Below are 14,155 nucleotides of genomic sequence, written 5' to 3'. Positions count from 1 at the left end.
GAGGGTCCTTCCTCAGAGGTGGGTGTAGACGTCGTCGAGGGTCAGCCCGCGGGCGAGCATGAGGACCTGCACCCGGTAGAGGAGCTGGCTGATCTCCTCCGCCGTCCGTTCGGGGCCCTCGTGCTCGGCGGCCATCCAGGACTCCGCCGCCTCCTCGACCACCTTCTTGCCGGCGGCGTGCACGCCGTCGCGGACGGCGGTCACCGTGCCCGAGGCGGGGTCGCCCGCGGCGACCTTGGCCGACAGCTCGGCGAACAGCTCGTCGAAGCGCTTCACGCCAGGCCCTGCCCGACGGCCGGGGTGACCTGGAAGCCGGTGGACTGCCGCGGCCCGCGGAGGTCGCGGAGGGTGAGCGCGGTGGCCAGGGCGGCGACGGCGGCCTCCCAGCCCTTGTCCTCGGCGGAGCCGGGCAGGCCGGCGCGGTCGCGGGCCTGCTCCTCGGTGTCGCAGGTGAGCACGCCGTTGCCGACCGGCTTCCCGGCGTCCAGCGCCACCCGGGTGAGGCCCGCGGTGACCGCGTCGCAGACGTACTCGAAGTGCGGGGTGCCGCCGCGGATGACCACGCCGAGCGCGACGACGGCGTCGTGCCGCTCGGCCAGCGCCTGGGCGACCACCGGCAGCTCCACCGCGCCCGGCGCCCGGACGACGGTCGGCTCCCCGATGCCGCTGGCGTGGGCGGCCTCGACGGCGCGGGCGAGCAGCGCGTCGGTGATCTCGGCGTGCCAGGTGGTCGCGACGATGCCCAGCGTCAGCCCGGCGGCGTCCACCGCGCCGGCCTCGGGGCGTCCCTGTCCGCTCACAGCTGCTGCTCCCGCCGGCCCAGCGGGACGTCGGTGCCGGGGACGGTGGCGTGCTCACCGGCGGGGACGTCGGCGGGGCCGGACTCGGTCTCGGGCTCGATGATGTCGAGCAGGTGGCCCATCCGGTCGCGCTTGGTGCGCAGGTAGGACAGGTTCTCGGCGGTGACGTGGCTGGGCAGCGGCACCCGGCCGGTGACCTTGAGGCCGTAGCCCTCCAGGCCCGCGCGCTTGGCCGGGTTGTTGGTCAGCAGCCGCATGGTGTGCACGCCCAGGTCGACGAGGATCTGCGCGCCGGTGCCGTAGTCGCGGGCGTCGGCGGGCAGGCCCAGGTCGAGGTTGGCGTCGACGGTGTCCACGCCGGCGTCCTGGAGCTGGTAGGCCTGCAGCTTGTGCAGCAGGCCGATCCCCCGGCCCTCGTGCCCGCGGATGTAGAGCACGATCCCGCGGCCCTCGTGCGCGACGGCGGCCAGCGCGGCCTGCAGCTGGGGGCCGCAGTCGCAGCGCAGCGAGCCGAAGACGTCGCCGGTGAGGCACTCGGAGTGCACGCGGACGAGCACGTCCTCGCCGTCGCCGATGTCGCCGTAGACGAAGGCGACGTGCTCGCGCTCGTCGTAGGAGCTGCGGTAGCCCACCGCGGTGAAGGTGCCCGGCGCCAGCGGCACGGTGGCCTCGGCGACCCGCTCGACCAGCTTGTCGAACCGCTTGCGGTAGGCGATGAGGTCGGCGATGGAGATCAGGCACAGGTCGTGCTCGTCGGCGAAGACCCGCAGCTCCTCGGCGCGGGCCATGCCGGTCGGGTCCTTCTCGCTGACCAGCTCGCACAGCGTGCCCGAGGGGCGCAGGCCGGCGAGGACGGCGAGGTCGACGGCGGCCTCGGTGTGCCCGGGCCGGCGCAGCACGCCGCCGTCCTTGGCGCGCAGCGGCACGATGTGGCCGGGGCGGGCGAGGTCGGCCGAGGAGGTGTCCGCGGCGGCGAGCAGCCGGATGGTGTGCGCGCGGTCGGAGGCCGAGATGCCGGTGGTCACGCCCTCGCGGGCGTCGACGGTCACGGTGTAGGCGGTGCCGCGGCGGTCCTGGTTGACCCGGAACATCGGCGGCAGGTCCAGCCGGTCGGCGTCGGCCTCGGTGACCGACACGCAGATGTAGCCCGAGGTGTAGCGGACCATGAAGGCCACGAGCTCGGGGGTGGCCAGCTCCGAGGCGAAGATGAGGTCGCCCTCGTTCTCGCGGTCCTCGTCGTCGATGACGACGACGGGGCGGCCGTCCTTGACCGCCGCGATGGCGCTCTCGACCGTGTCCAGGCGGACTGCTCCGCTCATCGTCGCGCTCCCAGCAGGCGTTCCACGTACTTGGCGATCACGTCGACCTCCAGGTTGACCGGGTCACCCGGGGCGCGGCCGCCCAGCGTGGTCTCCCGGAGGGTGGCGGGGATGAGGCTCACCTCGAACCAGGGCTCGGGGTCGTCGGCCGCGCTGAGCGCGCTGACCGTGAGCGAGACGCCGTCGACGGTGATCGAGCCCTTCTCGACGACGTAGCGCGCCAGCTGCGGCGGCAGCGCGACCCGGACGACGTCCCAGTGCTCGCTCGGCGTGCGCGAGACGACCGTGCCGACGCCGTCGACGTGGCCCTGCACGACGTGCCCGCCCAGGCGCCCGCCGGCGGCGACGGCGCGCTCGAGGTTGACCGGGTCGCCGTCGCCGAGGGTGCCGAGGCTGCTGCGGCGCAGCGTCTCGGCCATGACGTCGGTGGACCACACCCGGTCGCCGTCGGGGCCGGGCTCGACGCCGGTGACGGTGAGGCAGACGCCGTTGACCGCGATCGAGTCGCCGAGGTGCACGTCCTCGAGCACGCGGCGGGCGCGGATGCGCAGCACCGCGGCGTCGGCGGACTCCTCGCGCGCGGCGAGGGAGCCGACCTCCTCGACGATGCCCGTGAACACGTCAGCCCCTCTCGTCCGCGACCGGTCGGTCTCCAGTGTGCCGGGTCGGCCGCAGGCGGATCTGCACGTCCCCGCCCAGCAGGGTGACGTCCCGGACCTCCAGGGTCAGCGCCGCGCCGATCGTGCTGATTCCCAGGTCCCCCACCAGCGAGGGACCGGCGCCCAGCAGCTTCGGCGCGAGGTGGACGACGGCCTCGTCGACCAGCCCGGCGCGGAGGAAGGCGGCGGCCAGCGTCGGGCCGCCCTCCAGCAGCACCCGGCGCACGTCGCGGTCGAACAGCTCGGCGAGCAGCTCGGCGGGGCCGGCCGCGCGGCTGACGTGGGTGGGCGCGGCGCCGTCGAGCACCCGCGCGGTGGCCGGCAGCCGGCCGCGGCGGTCGTGCACCACGCGCAGCGGCTGGCGGGCGGCGTCGCGGCCGTCGGCGTCGCGGACGGTGAGCTGCGGGTCGTCGGCCAGGGCGGTGCCCGACCCGACCACGACCGCGTCGCAGCCGGCGCGCAGCGCGTGCACGGCGGCGCGGGCCGTCGGGCCGGTGATCCACCGGCTGGTGCCGTCGGCGGCGGCGACCCGCCCGTCGAGGGTGGCGCCCACCTTCCAGACGACGAACGGCCGGCCCGCGCGGACGCCGGTGAGCCACGCGGCGAGCGCGCCCTCCTCGGCGGCCTGCCGCTCGACGCCCACCTCCACCTCGACGCCGGCCGCGCGCAGCCGCTCGGCACCGCCGACGGCCAGCCGGGTGGGCTCGGGCACGGCGACGACGACCCGGGCGATCCCGGCGGCCAGCAGCGCGTCGGCGCAGGGGCCGGTGCGGCCGGTGTGCGCGCACGGCTCGAGGGTGACGACGGCGGTGCCGCCGCGGGCGCGCTCACCGGCCCCGGCCAGCGCGTGCACCTCGGCGTGCGGCCCGCCGGGCGGGGAGGTGGCGCCCTCCCCCACGACCGCGCCGTCGGCGTCGAGCACGACCGCGCCGACCGGCGGGTTGGGGCTGGTGCTGCCGAGGACGCTCTCGCCGAGCGCGCGCGCCCTCGCCATGGCGGCCTGCTCGGCCGGGGTGACCGTCACCCGGCGGCCGCCGCCGCGGCCTGGGCGCGCAGGGCCGCGATCGCGCGGGCGGGGTCGTCGGCGCCGTAGACGGCCGAGCCCGCGACGAAGACGTCGGCGCCGGCCTCGGCGGCCCGCTCGATGGTGTCGGCGTTGATGCCGCCGTCGACCTCGACCAGCAGCCGCAGGTGGCCGGTGTCGACCAGCTCGCGGGCGCGGCGGACCTTGGGCAGCACGTCGGCGATGAACGCCTGGCCGCCGAAGCCGGGCTCGACGGTCATGACCAGGAGGGTGTCGAAGTCGCGGAGGACGTCCTCGTGGTCCTCCAGCGGCGTGCCGGGCTTGATCGCCAGGCCGGCCAGGGCGCCGGCGGCACGGATGTCCCGGGCGACGCCGCGGGGGTCGCCGGTGCAGGCCTCGGCGTGCACCGTCACGTTGCGGGCGCCGAGCTCGGCGTACCCGGGCGCCCACCGCTCGGGCGCCTCGATCATCAGGTGGCAGTCCAGCGGGATCGGGCTCACCGCCTGGATCGCCTCGACCACCGGCCGCCCCAGGGTGAGGTTGGGGACGAAGTGGGCGTCCATGACGTCGACGTGCAGCCAGTCGGCGTCGGCGACGCGGGCCACCTCGTCGGCCAGCCGGGCGAAGTCCGCCGAGAGCAGGCTGGGGGCGATCATCGGGGTCCGGGCCACGTCGTCCGAGTCTAGGCAGCCGGTGATCACCGCCTCCGGCCGCGCCCGCTCAGTCCCGGTCGGGCAGGGCGATCCACTCGGCCCAGGACAGGTCGCGGCCGACGTAGCGCGGCGCCCGCAGCGGCCACTCCGCGGCCAGCCAGCGCGGGACGAAGGCGTCCAGCGCCGCCTCGACCCCGGTGCCGGCCAGGCGGTCGACCACCCACCAGGACACCTCGGCGTCGGCGTCGCCGGCCTTCTCCGGCGGGTCGACGTAGACGCAGCCCAGCAGCTCGGTCTCGTCCGCGTCGAGCAGCGCGTAGTTGAAGCTCTGGTGCGCCTCGATCTCCCGCTCGTGGCGGGCGAGGTCCTCCCGGTCCTGCTCCTCGGTCATCGTCGCCGGCGGCCAGCCCCACGCCTCGCCGTAGATCCCCCACAGCCGCTCGCGGGAGCCCATGACGGCGGGCAGGTCGATGGCGGTGTCGGCCGCGCGGATGGGGCGCAGGTGCTGACCGGTGGGCAGGTCGGCGCGGAGGGGGTGGACGAAGTCGTCGGGGAGCCAGGAGTCCGAGGGCGAGGGCACGGCGGGGCAGGCTAGGCGACGGACGCCGGTCGTGGGGTCCTACGCGTCTCAGCGGGTGCGGCGCAGCAGGGCCAGGAACATCGCGTCGGTGCCGTGCCGGTGCGGCCACAGCTGCCCGTACGGGCCGCGCTCGATCCCGGGGACCTCGGGGAACAGCGGCGCCACCGGGAGCACCTCGACGTCGTCCCGCGCGGCCGCGGCGTCCGCGACCGCGACGGTCTCGGCGGCGTGCGGCGAGCAGGTCACGTAGGCGACGACGCCGCCGGGGCGCACCGAGGCCAGCGCGCGGTCCAGCAGCGCGGTCTGCAGGTCCACCAGCGGGCCGACGTCGTCGGGCGTGCGCCGCCAGCGCACCTCCGGCCGCCGGCGCAGCGCGCCCAGCCCGGTGCACGGCGCGTCGAGCAGCACCCGGTCGAACGAGCCCGGCGCCCACGGCGGCTCCCGCCCGTCGGCGACGAGCACCTCGACGTCGTCCTCCCCCGCCAGCGCCCCGCGGACCAGGTCGGCGCGGTGCGGCGCGCGGTCGGCGGCGGTCAGGTGCACCCCGGCCGGGCGGACGGCGGCCAGCAGCCCCGCCTTGCCGCCGGGGCCGGCGCAGACGTCCAGCCAGCGCCCGTCGGGGCCCTCCAGCGGCGCGCGGGGGAGGAGCAGCGCGGCGAGCTGGCTGCCCTCGTCCTGCACCGCGGCCCGGCCCGCCCGCACCGACGGCAGCTTCCCGGGGTCTCCCCCGCCGAGGCGCACCGCGTACGGCGACCACGGCCCCGGGGTCCCGCCGGACTCCTCGGCCAGCTCCTCGCGGGACACGTGCCGGGCGACCAGGTGCACCTCGGGCGCGGCGTCGTCGGCGAGCAGCGCCTCCTCCAGCTCGGCGTCGCCGCCCAGCGCCTCGCGCCAGGCCGCCACGATCCACCCGGGGTGGTCGGTGGCCAGCGCCAGCCGCCGGTCGCCGTCGGCGCCGAGGCGCTCGAGCCACGCGGCGCGGTCCCCGCCGGTGGCCACCTTCCGCAGCACGGCGTTGACCAGTCCGGAGGCGCCGGCGCCGACGATCGCGCGGGTGAGGTCGACGGTGGTCGCGACGGCGGCGTGCGCCGGCACCCGCAGGTCCAGCAGCTGGTAGGCGCCCAGGCGGAGCAGGTCCAGGACGCGCCGGTCGAGGTCGGCCAGCGGGCGGTCGACCAGCCGGGCCAGCACCGCGTCGAGGGTGCCCTGCGCGCGCAGCGCCCCGTAGGCCAGCTGGGTGGCGAAGGCGGCGTCGCGCGGGTCGAGGCCCCGCTCGCGGAGCAGCTGCGGGAGCAGCAGGTTGGCGTAGGCCTCCCGCGCCGAGACGCCGTCGAGGACGTCGTAGGCGGTCAGCCGGGCGCCGTCGAGGGCCGGACGGCGCGGCGGGCGGTCGCGGCGCCCGCCGCGCGGGCCGGCCGGGCGCCGGGGCGGGCGACTCATGCGCCGAACCGCTCGCCGGGCGCCGGGCGGGCGCCGCGGGCCCAGTCGGCGGCCGGCAGCACCCGCTTGCCCGCCGGCTGCACCTCGCCCAGCCGCACCGAGCCGCGGCCGGTGCCGACGACGACGCCGCTGGGGCCGGCAGACACCTCACCGGGTGCCAGGGCCAGGGCGGTCGGCAGCGGCTCGACCGGGCCCAGGCGCAGCCGGTCACCGCGCCAGGTGGTCCACGCGCCCGGCGCCGGGGTCACCCCGCGCACCCGCCGGTCGACGACGTGTGCGGGCAGCTCCCAGTCGACCCGGGCGTCGGCGGTCTCGATCCGCGGGGCGAGGCTGACCCCCTCGGCCGGCTGGGGCCGCGGGACGAGCGTGCCGGCCGCGATGCCGTCGAGGGTGGCGACCAGCAGCCGGGCGCCGCTGACCGCGAGCCGGCCGAGCAGCTCACCGGCGGTGTCGCGCGGGCCGATCGGCTCGGTGACCAGGCCGAAGACCGGGCCGGTGTCCAGGCCCTGCTCGAGCCGGAAGGTGCAGGCGCCGGTGACCTCGTCGCCGGCCATGACCGCGTGCTGCACGGGCGCGGCGCCGCGCCAGGCCGGCAGCAGCGAGAAGTGCAGGTTGACCCAGCCGTGCGCGGGCAGCTCCAGCGCCGCGGGCGGGACGAGCGCGCCGTAGGCGACCACCGGCGCGCAGTCGACGGCGAGGTCCGCGAGCCGGGCGAGGAACTCCGGCTCGCGCGGCGACCGGGGCTGCAGCACCGGCAGGCCGGCGGCGTCGGCGCGCTCGGCCACCGGGGAGCGGCTGACCTTCCGGCCGCGGCCGGAGCGGGCGTCGGGCCGGGTGAGCACGGCGGCCACCTCGTGGTCGGAGGCGAGCAGCGCCTCCAGCGAGGGGACGGCGGCCTCGGGCGTCCCGGCGAACAGGAGCCTCAGTGGGGGCTCACCTCCACGCGCGGGACCCAGGCGGCCATGCCGGCCCACTCGGCCTCGGCCAGCGCGGCCCGCGCCGCGGCGGCGGCCTCGGGGTCGAGCCGGTCGACGAACACGACGCCGTCGAGGTGGTCGACCTCGTGCTGCACCGCGCGGGCCAGCAGGTCCGAGCCCTCCACCCGCACCGGGTCGCCGTGCACGTTCCAGCCGGTCGCGACGACGTGCAGGTGCCGCCGGCAGTCGAAGCGGAAGCCCGGGATGGACAGGCAGCCCTCGGGCGCCTCCTCGGTCTCCTCGCCGACCAGGTCGACCGAGGGGTTGACCAGGTGGCCCACCTCGCCGTCGACGTACCAGGTGAAGACCCGCAGCCCGACGCCGATCTGCGGCGCGGCGAGCCCGGCGCCGCCGGCGGCGTGCATGGTGTCGGTCAGGTCCGCGACGAGCCGGCGCAGCTCCGCGTCGAAGTCGACGACGGGTGCCGCGGGCCGGTGCAGGACCGGGTCGCCCAGCAGCCGGATGGGGGTGACGCTCACCCGCCCAGCGTAGGTGGGGGCGTGCCGGGACCCGTCACACCAGGTCGAGCGGGTCGAGCTGGACGCGCACGTGCTCGGGCACCTTGCGGGCGCTGCGCACGCCCTGCACCTCGGCCAGCGCGGTCGCCAGCGCCAGGCCCTCGGTGCGCGGCACCCGCACGAGGTAGCGCTCGCGCTCGCCCTCCTGCCCGGGCCGCGGCGGCTCGGGCACCGGGCCGAGCAGGTCGGCGTCGTCGGGCAGCCGCGCGGCGCCGAGGAACTCCGCCAGCGCCGCCGGCGACCCGGACAGCGCGGCCATCCGGGTGACCGGCGGGAAGCCGAGCTCGCGGCGGTCGGCGAGCTCGCGCTCGGCCAGCCAGCCCGGGTCCCAGCGGACCAGCGCCTGGACGACGGGGTGCGCGGCGTCGGCGGCGACGACGACCGAGCCGTGCGCCCGCACGAGCGTGGCGGCGTTCATCCAGCGGCGCAGGGTCTCCTCCCCCGCCCGCAGGTCCGCCCGCCCGAGCAGCGCCCACGAGTCGAGCAGCAGCGCGGCGCCGTAGCCGCCCTCGGCGACCGGCTCGGCGCCCGGGGTGGCCACGACCAGCTGCGGCCCGGCGGGCACCGACGGCAGCACGCCGGAGCCGCGCCCGGACACCCGCACCGGCGCCCCGGGGAACGCCCGGCCCAGCTCCTCGGCGGTGCGGTTGGCGCCGACGACGGAGGCGCGCAGCTTCGTCCCGTGGCAGTGCGGGCAGTCGAAGGTGGCCGCCGGGCGGGCGCACCAGCGGCAGGCCGGCACCCGCGAGCCGCCCGGCCCGGGCGTGGGCGCGATGCCCAGCGGCCCGGCGCAGACCGCGCAGCGGGCCGGCGCCCGGCAGCGGTCGCAGGACAGCCCCGGCGCGTAGCCGGCGCGCGGCACCTGCACCAGCACCGGGGTGCCCTCGGCCAGCGCCGCGCGGGCCACCCGGTGCGCGAGGCTGGGCAGCCGGGCGGTGCGGGCGGCGGGGTCCCGCGCCAGCTCGTGGTCCTCGCCGAGGGCCTGCACCCGCGGGGCGACCGCGCGCAGCGTGGCGCGGTCCGCGGCGAGCTCGTGCGCCCAGCCGCTCTCCACCAGCAGCGCGGCCTCGGCGGTGCGCGCGGTGGCCGCGACGACCGCGGCGCAGGAGGACAGGTGCGCGCGGTGCACCAGCACGTCGCGGGCGTGCGCGTAGGGGGCGCGCGGCTCGGCGTGCAGGTCGTCACCGTCGTCCCAGATCGCGACCAGGCCCAGGTCGGCGACCGGCGCGAACGCCGCCGCGCGGGTGCCGAGGACGACCTTCGCGCTGCCGCGGGCGGCGTCGAGGAAGCGGCGGTAGCGGGCGTCGGGGGCGGCATCGGCGCGGAGCACGACGAACGACCCCTTCGGCAGCCGGGCGCCGGCCGCGGCCTCCAGCCGGTCCAGGTCGCGGCCGTCGGGGACGACGACCAGCGCGCCGCGGCCGCCGGACAGCGCCGCCTGGCACAGCTCGGCCAGCCGGGCGGGCCAGTCCTCCCCCGGCAGCGCCGTCCACACCGCGCGGGCGGGCCGGCCCTCCGCGACGGCGGCCAGCAGCGCCGGCCCGGTCGGGTAGCGGGCGAAGCCGGCCGGGTCCGGCGGCGCCGGCGGGTCGGCGGGCTCGGCCGGCGGGCGCTTCTCCGCGGCGGCCCGGCGCGGCGGGACGGCCAGCCGCAGGACGTCGGTCAGCGTGCCGGCCCAGCGCTGCGCGACCGAGCGGGCCAGCGCGGCCACCTCGGGGGTGAGCACCGGCTCGGGCGAGACGAGCTTGGCGAGCGGGGCGAGCGTGCGGCCGGACTCGCTGACGTCGGTCAGCTCGAGGACGAACCCGTCGACCAGCTGCCCGGCGAAGCGCACCCGCACCCGGCAGCCGGCCCGGACCTCGCCGGCCATCTCGTCCGGGACCGCGTAGTCGAAGGCCCGGTCGAGGTGGGCCAGCGGCACGTCGACGACGACCCGGGCCACCCGCGGGGTGCGGGCAGCCGGGCCGGCCGGCGCGTCCGTGGTCTCGGGACTGGCGGGTGCCGAGGTCAGCGCTGTTCTCCGTTCGGCGGGGTCGTGTCGCAGCAGTGTCCCCGCCGGGTCCGACGATCCCGGTCCCGCTCCAGGGGCCGGCCGCGAACCTGGTGACGTGCTGGAACGGCCACCCTCCAGGGGCCCGCGCCGAGCTCGCGAGGCGTGAGGGGGCCTTCGTCAGCCCACCGCGGAGCGGAGGGCCTCCACGCGGTCGGTGCGCTCCCACGGCAGCTCGACGTCGGTGCGGCCGAAGTGGCCGTACGCGGCGGTCGGGCCGTAGATCGGCCGCAGCAGGTCCAGGTCGCGCACGATCGCGCCCGGGCGCAGGTCGAAGACCGTGGTGACCGCCTTCTCCAGGACGTCGTCCGGGACGGTGCCGGTGCCGTGGGTGTCGACGAACAGGCCGACCGGGTGCGCGGCGCCGATGGCGTAGGCCACCTGGACCTCGCAGCGGCGGGCCAGCCCCGCGGCGACGACGTTCTTGGCCACCCAGCGCATCGCGTAGGCGCCGGACCGGTCGACCTTCGAGGGGTCCTTGCCGGAGAACGCGCCGCCGCCGTGGCGGGCCATGCCGCCGTAGGTGTCGACGATGATCTTTCGGCCGGTCAGCCCGGCGTCGCCCATCGGGCCGCCGATGACGAACTTGCCGGTCGGGTTGACCAGCAGCCGGTAGCCCTCGGTCGGCAGGCCGAGGGCCTGCAGCTCCGGCTCCACGACGAGCTCCTGCACGTCGGGGGTGAGCAGCTGCTCGATGGAGATGTCCTCGGCGTGCTGCGAGGAGACGACGACGGTGTCGACGCCGACCGGCCGGTCGTCCTCGTAGACGACGGTGACCTGGGTCTTGCCGTCGGGGCGCAGGTAGGGCACCGAGCCGTCCTTGCGGACCGCGGCCAGCCGGCGCGAGAGCCGGTGCGCCAGCGCGATCGGCAGCGGCATGAGCTCGGGGGTCTCGTCGGTGGCGTAGCCGAACATCAGGCCCTGGTCACCGGCGCCCTGGCGCTCGATCTCGTCGTCGGTGGTGCCGGTGGTGCGCGCCTCGTAGGCGGTGTCCACCCCCTGCGCGATGTCCGGCGACTGGGAGCCCAGGGACACGCTGACGCCGCACGAGGCGCCGTCGAAGCCCTTGCGGGAGGAGTCGTAGCCGATCCGCAGCACGGTCCGGCGGACGACGTCGGCGATGTCGACGTAGCCGGCGGTGGTGACCTCACCGGCGATGTGGACCTGGCCGGTGGTGATGAGCGTCTCGACGGCGACGCGGCTGCGCGGGTCCTGCGCCAGCATCTCGTCGAGGATCGCGTCGCTGATCTGGTCGGCGATCTTGTCCGGGTGGCCCTCGGTCACCGACTCGGACGTGAAGAGGCGGCGTGGCACTCGGTTCTCCCTGGGTCGGTGACGAGATCGTGGCGCGGCCTGCCCGCGCCGTGGGAGCAACTTACCGGCGGGACCCGCCCGCGGCAGCCGCCGGTCAGGCGAGACGGGGCAGGACGACCTGCCAGACCGCCGCGGCGACGGCGTCCTTGCTGCCGTGGGGCACCTCGGTGGCGGTGCCGTCGGTGGCGAGGACGACGGCGGCGTTGTCGGGGCGGCCGAACACCCCGCCCCCGGAGACGTCGTTGACGACCAGCAGGTCGCAGCCCTTGCGGGCGAGCTTGGCCCGGGCGTGGGCCAGCACGTCGGCGTCGGCGTCCCCGGTCTCGGCGGCGAAGCCGACCACGAGCTGCCCGGGGGCGCGCTTGGTGACCAGCTCGGCGAGCACGTCGGGGTTGCGCACCAGCGGGACGGCGTCGGGCTCGCTCGCGCTGTCCTTCTTGAGCTTGGTGGCGGCGACGGTGGCCGGCCGGAAGTCGGCGACGGCCGCGGCCATGACGACGACGTCCGCTGCCGCCTCCCCACCCGACCCGGCCTCGGCGAGCATCGCGGCGCGCAGCTCCTCCGCCGTCCCGACCGGGACGACACGGACGCCGAACGGCGCGGGCAGGTCGACGTTGGCCGCGACGACGGTGACGTCGGCGCCGCGGGCGGCGGCCACGCGGGCCAGCGCCCAGCCCTGCTTGCCCGACGAGCGGTTGCCCAGGAAGCGCACCGGGTCCAGCGGCTCGCGGGTGCCGCCGGCGCTGATCAGGACGCGGCGGCCGGTGAGGTCGGCGCGCACGACGTCGGCGCCGGCCGCGAGGACCACCTGCGCCAGCGCGGCGACGTCGGCGGGCTCGGGCAGCCGGCCGGGGCCGGAGTCGGGACCGGTCAGCCGGCCGACGGCGGGCGGCAGCACGATCGAGCCGCGGCGGCGGAGCGTGGCGACGTTGTCCTGCGTGGCCGGGTGCAGCCACATCTCGGTGTGCATGGCCGGCACGAACACCACCGGGCAGTGCGCGGTGAGCAGCGTGGCGGTGAGCAGGTCGTCGGCGCGGCCCGTCGCGGCGCGGGCGAGCAGGTCGGCGGTGGCCGGCGCGACGACGACGAGGTCGGCGGTCTGCCCGATCCGCACGTGCGCGACCTCGGGCACCTCCGACCAGACGTCGGTGGTGACCGGGTGGCCCGACAGCGCCTCGAAGGTCGCCGCACCGACGAAGTGCAGCGCCCCGGGGGTGGGGACGACGCGGACGTCGTGCCCGGCCTCCGTCAGCGCGCGCAGCAGCAGGGCGGCCTTGTAGGCGGCCACGCCCCCGGCGACGCCCAGCACGATCCGGCTCATGCGCCCCATCCTCCCGCAGACGCGACGACGCCCCCGGCCTGGGCCGGGGGCGTCGTCACTCGCACGGGGCTGGAACGGCCCCCTCGCAGGGTCCCGCGCCGAGCGTGCGAGGCGTGGGGGCGAGGGGGTCCTTGCTCAGTTGTCGCCGGCGGTGTGGGTCAGCAGGCCCTCGTTGATCTCGCGCAGCGCGATCGACAGGGGCTTCTCCTGGGGGGCGGTGTCGACCAGCGGGCCGACGTACTCGAGCAGGCCCTCGGAGAGCTGGCTGTAGTAGGCGTTGATCTGGCGCGCGCGCTTGGCGGCGAAGATCACCAGGCCGTACTTGCTGCTGGTGCGCTCGAGCAGCTCGTCGATCGGCGGGTTGGTGATGCCCTCGGGGGCGGGTGCGACTCCGGACACGGGCGGGCGTGCTCCTCGGTTGGCTCGGTGGGAGTGAGGGGCCTCGGGTGGCCGGTCACTCGGAGGCGCCGGCAGCCTTTCCTGCCGACGGCGCGACCAGCAATCCTACCAACTCGTCCGCGGCCCTCGCGACGTCGTCGTTGACCACCACGACGTCGAACTCCCCCGCGGCGTCCAGCTCGGCCTGCGCGATGGCCAGCCGGCGCTCCTGCACGGCCGGCGGCTCCGACCCGCGGCCGGCCAGCCGGCTCTCGAGCTCCGCCCACGACGGCGGGGCGAGGAACACCAGCTGCGCCTCCGGGGCGCGCGCCCGCACCTGGCGGGCGCCCTGCAGCTCGATCTCGAGCAGCGCCGGGGCCCCGGCCGCGAGGCGCTCGCGGACCGGGGCGGCCGGCGTGCCGTAACGGTTGCCCGCGTACTCGGCCCACTCGAGCAGGCCGTCCTCGGCGACCAGCCGGTCGAACTCGGCGTCGCCGATGAAGTGGTAGTGCACCCCGTCGACCTCTCCCGGGCGTTGCCGGCGGGTGGTCACCGACACCGAGACCCACACGTCGGGGTACCGGCGGCGGACCTCGGCGACGACGGTGCCCTTGCCGACCCCCGAGGGTCCGGAGAGCACCGTCAGGCGCGCCGGGGCAGGGATCGGCTGGGCAGTCGGCAACGGGTGGTCCCTCGTGGTGCTGGCGTCGGACGGGTGGAGCGGTACCGCGACCTCAGGCCGTCGAGTCGGCGGGCACCTGGTCGGCGGCCACCGGATCGCCGCCGAACTCCGCCTCCAGCGCCTTGCGCTGGTTGGCGCCCAGGCCGCGCACCCGGCGGGTCGGGGAGATCTCGAGCCGCTCCATGATCTTCGCAGCCCGCGCCTTGCCCACGCCCGGCAGGGACTCCAGGACGGCGGAGACGCGCATCTTGCCGATGACCTCGTCGGTCTCGCCCTGCTTGAGGACGTCGCCGACCGTGGCGCCCTTGCTCTTGAGCCGCTCACGGAGCTCGGCGCGCGCCTTGCGGGCGGCGGCGGCCTTCTCCAGTGCGGCGGCGCGCTGTTCGGGGGACAGGTCGGGGAGGGGCATGGTGCGTCCCATCGTGTCGTTGCCGGGGATC

16 protein-coding genes are annotated in these 14,155 nt (G+C 77.3%); all 16 read right to left on the bottom strand.

Features of this window, described 5'->3' with window-relative positions; genetic code table 11:
* Positions 1-12 precede the first annotated feature (12 nt).
* Complete coding sequence (locus tag ACI8AR_RS04425) at positions 13-276, bottom strand: phosphoribosyl-ATP diphosphatase (RefSeq protein ID WP_387986919.1); 264 nt, start codon at positions 274-276, stop codon at positions 13-15.
* Entirely contained in the window at positions 273-800 is a 528-nt protein-coding gene (gene ribH, locus ACI8AR_RS04420; protein WP_457049890.1) for a 6,7-dimethyl-8-ribityllumazine synthase, read from the bottom strand. The genes ACI8AR_RS04425 and ribH overlap by 4 nt, the downstream gene beginning before the upstream one ends.
* Positions 797-2,119, bottom strand: a complete 1,323-nt coding sequence (locus ACI8AR_RS04415; protein WP_456936421.1) for a bifunctional 3,4-dihydroxy-2-butanone-4-phosphate synthase/GTP cyclohydrolase II — start codon at positions 2,117-2,119, stop codon at positions 797-799. Before ACI8AR_RS04415 ends, ribH begins: the two co-directional genes overlap by 4 nt.
* Complete coding sequence (locus ACI8AR_RS04410; RefSeq protein ID WP_457049889.1) at positions 2,116-2,739, bottom strand: riboflavin synthase; 624 nt, start codon at positions 2,737-2,739, stop codon at positions 2,116-2,118. Before ACI8AR_RS04410 ends, ACI8AR_RS04415 begins: the two co-directional genes overlap by 4 nt.
* 1 nt (position 2,740) lies before the next feature.
* Positions 2,741-3,772 (bottom strand): bifunctional diaminohydroxyphosphoribosylaminopyrimidine deaminase/5-amino-6-(5-phosphoribosylamino)uracil reductase RibD, encoded by a 1,032-nt coding sequence (gene ribD / locus ACI8AR_RS04405; protein WP_457049888.1) that lies wholly within the window; start codon positions 3,770-3,772, stop codon positions 2,741-2,743.
* A 26-nt stretch (positions 3,773-3,798) separates the two neighbouring features.
* Positions 3,799-4,473 carry a ribulose-phosphate 3-epimerase gene (gene rpe / locus ACI8AR_RS04400; protein WP_457049887.1) on the bottom strand — a complete coding sequence of 225 codons (675 nt, stop codon included), beginning with the start codon at positions 4,471-4,473 and terminating at the stop codon, positions 3,799-3,801.
* 49 nt (positions 4,474-4,522) lie between these two features.
* Entirely contained in the window at positions 4,523-5,035 is a 513-nt protein-coding gene (locus ACI8AR_RS04395) for a GNAT family N-acetyltransferase (protein WP_457049886.1), read from the bottom strand.
* Between the two features lie 48 nt (positions 5,036-5,083).
* Positions 5,084-6,475: an RsmB/NOP family class I SAM-dependent RNA methyltransferase gene (locus tag ACI8AR_RS04390; RefSeq protein WP_457049885.1), complete on the bottom strand. Its 1,392-nt coding sequence runs from the start codon at positions 6,473-6,475 to the stop codon at positions 5,084-5,086.
* A complete protein-coding gene (fmt, locus tag ACI8AR_RS04385; RefSeq protein WP_457049884.1) occupies positions 6,472-7,449 on the bottom strand; it encodes a methionyl-tRNA formyltransferase in 978 nt (325 codons plus the stop codon). Before fmt ends, ACI8AR_RS04390 begins: the two co-directional genes overlap by 4 nt.
* Entirely contained in the window at positions 7,398-7,931 is a 534-nt protein-coding gene (gene def / locus ACI8AR_RS04380; protein WP_457049883.1) for a peptide deformylase, read from the bottom strand. Before def ends, fmt begins: the two co-directional genes overlap by 52 nt.
* Before the next feature lie 34 nt (positions 7,932-7,965).
* Positions 7,966-9,912: a primosomal protein N' gene (locus ACI8AR_RS04375; RefSeq protein WP_457049882.1), complete on the bottom strand. Its 1,947-nt coding sequence runs from the start codon at positions 9,910-9,912 to the stop codon at positions 7,966-7,968.
* Between the two features lie 228 nt (positions 9,913-10,140).
* Positions 10,141-11,334, bottom strand: coding sequence for a methionine adenosyltransferase (metK, locus tag ACI8AR_RS04370; protein WP_457049881.1), 1,194 nt, complete (start codon positions 11,332-11,334; stop codon positions 10,141-10,143).
* A gap of 94 nt (positions 11,335-11,428) precedes the next feature.
* Positions 11,429-12,655, bottom strand: coding sequence for a bifunctional phosphopantothenoylcysteine decarboxylase/phosphopantothenate--cysteine ligase CoaBC (gene coaBC / locus ACI8AR_RS04365; RefSeq protein WP_457049880.1), 1,227 nt, complete (start codon positions 12,653-12,655; stop codon positions 11,429-11,431).
* 135 nt (positions 12,656-12,790) lie between these two features.
* Positions 12,791-13,054, bottom strand: coding sequence for a DNA-directed RNA polymerase subunit omega (gene rpoZ / locus ACI8AR_RS04360; protein ID WP_089305624.1), 264 nt, complete (start codon positions 13,052-13,054; stop codon positions 12,791-12,793).
* A 55-nt stretch (positions 13,055-13,109) separates the two neighbouring features.
* Positions 13,110-13,715, bottom strand: coding sequence for a guanylate kinase (gene gmk / locus ACI8AR_RS04355; RefSeq protein ID WP_456936410.1), 606 nt, complete (start codon positions 13,713-13,715; stop codon positions 13,110-13,112).
* Between the two features lie 52 nt (positions 13,716-13,767).
* Positions 13,768-14,124 (bottom strand): integration host factor, actinobacterial type, encoded by a 357-nt coding sequence (gene mihF / locus ACI8AR_RS04350; protein WP_456926787.1) that lies wholly within the window; start codon positions 14,122-14,124, stop codon positions 13,768-13,770.
* Positions 14,125-14,155: the final 31 nt, after the last annotated feature.

The sequence above is a fragment of the Geodermatophilus sp. SYSU D01036 genome (assembly GCF_054050435.1).
This window is presented reverse-complemented; position numbering and strand designations above follow the sequence as displayed.